Source organism: Rhodoferax sp. (assembly GCF_039922535.1).
Taxonomy (GTDB): Bacteria; Pseudomonadota; Gammaproteobacteria; order Burkholderiales; family Burkholderiaceae_C; genus Rhodoferax_B.
In genome coordinates, this window is record NZ_JBDTEM010000301.1 from 1 (window position 1) to 1,710 (window position 1,710).

Genomic DNA, 1,710 nt, shown 5'->3' on the forward strand with positions numbered 1-1,710 from the left:
ACCGCCCGATAAAATTATTCACTGTACCCCACACCACAAGGAAAAGAATGAGACAAGCCCTGTTTACTTTGGCACTGGCGGCCGCTTGCTGCACCCCGGCCTTGGCCAGCCTGGACCTGGCCAAGGCCAAGAACTGCCTGGGTTGCCACTCGGTGGAGCACAAAGTGGTCGGCCCGGCCTTCAAGGACGTGGCCGAGAAGTACCGGGGTGACAAGGGTGCGGCCGCGCAACTGGCGCTGAAAATCCGCCAGGGCGGCTCTGGTGTGTGGGGGCCGATGGCCATGCCCGCCAACGCGCAGGTGAACGAAGCCGACGCCAAAAAATTAGCCGCGTGGGTGCTGTCGCTGAAGTAAGCCCCACACAGCCCACCACAGCACATACGCCAAAGCCCGCACCGTTGCGGGCTTTTTTAATGGTCTTTTAGGCCTCTAGCGCAGTATGCACCTGCGCAGGCAGCTAGATAAAATATAGCAATCAGCTGACAGCCTGAAAATGGAACAGTTGCACCAGCCGCCCGTTGTCTGGTTGGTTGCCAAACAATTCGGTGACGGCGTGGAAATAGTCGCTGCGGAAGACGATCAGGCGGTTAAAGCGCATCGGCACTTCCATCAACCATTCCCAGCGGCCATCGCGCTGCGCCCGCCACTGGGCGAAAGCTTGCAGCTTGTTGGGCGGCAGGTGGCGTTTTTGGAAGTCCAGCAGGCTGGCAAAGCCTCCCGCCTGTATGTCCGCCGCTTCCGGGCGGCGCGCCAGGCCGGTGGCGCGGTGGCGGTAAAAGCTGGTGCCTCCCTGGCAATCCTCGGGCAGGCTCAGGTACAGCACGCCGCCAAAAATATGCGGCAGCGTGGGGCTGTCCACATGCACGTCGGCGCGGGCTTCGTCTGTGGCCAGGCTGACGCGCAGGGCACCATGGTCAGGCGAATCCCATTTGACGGTGCGGCCCAGCGCGTCGGCAATGCGCTGCATGGTGGCACCGCAGGGCTGGGCGGCGGTTTGCACACCGGGGAACACGCCGTTGGCTAGCAGTTGGGTGCGCTGCAGGCACAGGGCCAGCGCCTGCGTCCGAAAGGCCATGGGGTCCGGCAGAAAATCGTCGATCACCAGCAGGTCACGCTCCTGGCAGGCGGTGGCCAGGTCCACGCCGGGTGCAGCACGCAACAAGTCCAGTGGCGGTGGCACCGGCCGGGGGTTTCGGGGCTCGGCATAGCCCAGGTTCAGGCGCTGCGCCATCTGCGGGCCGCCCAGTGCCAGCGCGCGCTGGCTACTGGCCTGGGCCTCGGGCAGGCTCCAACGCAGATGCTGCAGTTGGGCCAGCGCTTCGTGCCAGGTGGCTTGTTCGCTATCCAGCGCCACGGCGGCGGCATAGCTGCGTTCGGCCTCGGCGTAGCGCTCTAGCTGGATTTGCAACACACCTAGCTGAGCCAGCGCTTGCGGGCTCACGGGCTCAAGGGCACACGCAGCCTGCAGCACCGTGCTGGCCTCGTCGGTCTGCCCCTGCTGGGTCAGTACCTGCGCCAGTTCCAGACGGTAGGCGATGGTGTCAGGCTCCAGGCCGATGGCCTGGCGGACCAAGGGCACGCCCAGAACCGCCATGCCCATGGCCACGTAGGCCATGCCCATCAGGTGCAGGGCCTCGGGATGCTGGGGCTGCTCCTGCAGCGCCTGCTGGTAGCAGGCAAACGCCTGGTTGATGCGGCCCTGGGCCTGGTG

General features: G+C 65.0%; 2 protein-coding genes. One reads left to right on the top strand and one right to left on the bottom strand.

The window, feature by feature from the left end; all coding sequences use genetic code 11:
• Positions 1-47 precede the first annotated feature (47 nt).
• Entirely contained in the window at positions 48-353 is a 306-nt protein-coding gene (locus ABI213_RS14160) for a c-type cytochrome (protein WP_348014715.1), read from the top strand.
• Positions 354-474: 121 nt separating this feature from the next.
• Here the strand turns inward: ABI213_RS14160 and ABI213_RS14165 are convergent.
• Positions 475-1,710: DUF6445 family protein (locus tag ABI213_RS14165; protein WP_348027587.1), on the bottom strand; the 1,236-nt coding region annotated here is incomplete at its 5' end.

Bases quoted from the DNA above. Each gene is read 5' to 3' on its own strand.
- ABI213_RS14160 (WP_348014715.1), top strand. From the start codon at position 48: ATGAGACAAGCCCTGTTTACTTTGGCACTGGCGGCCGCTTGCTGCACC.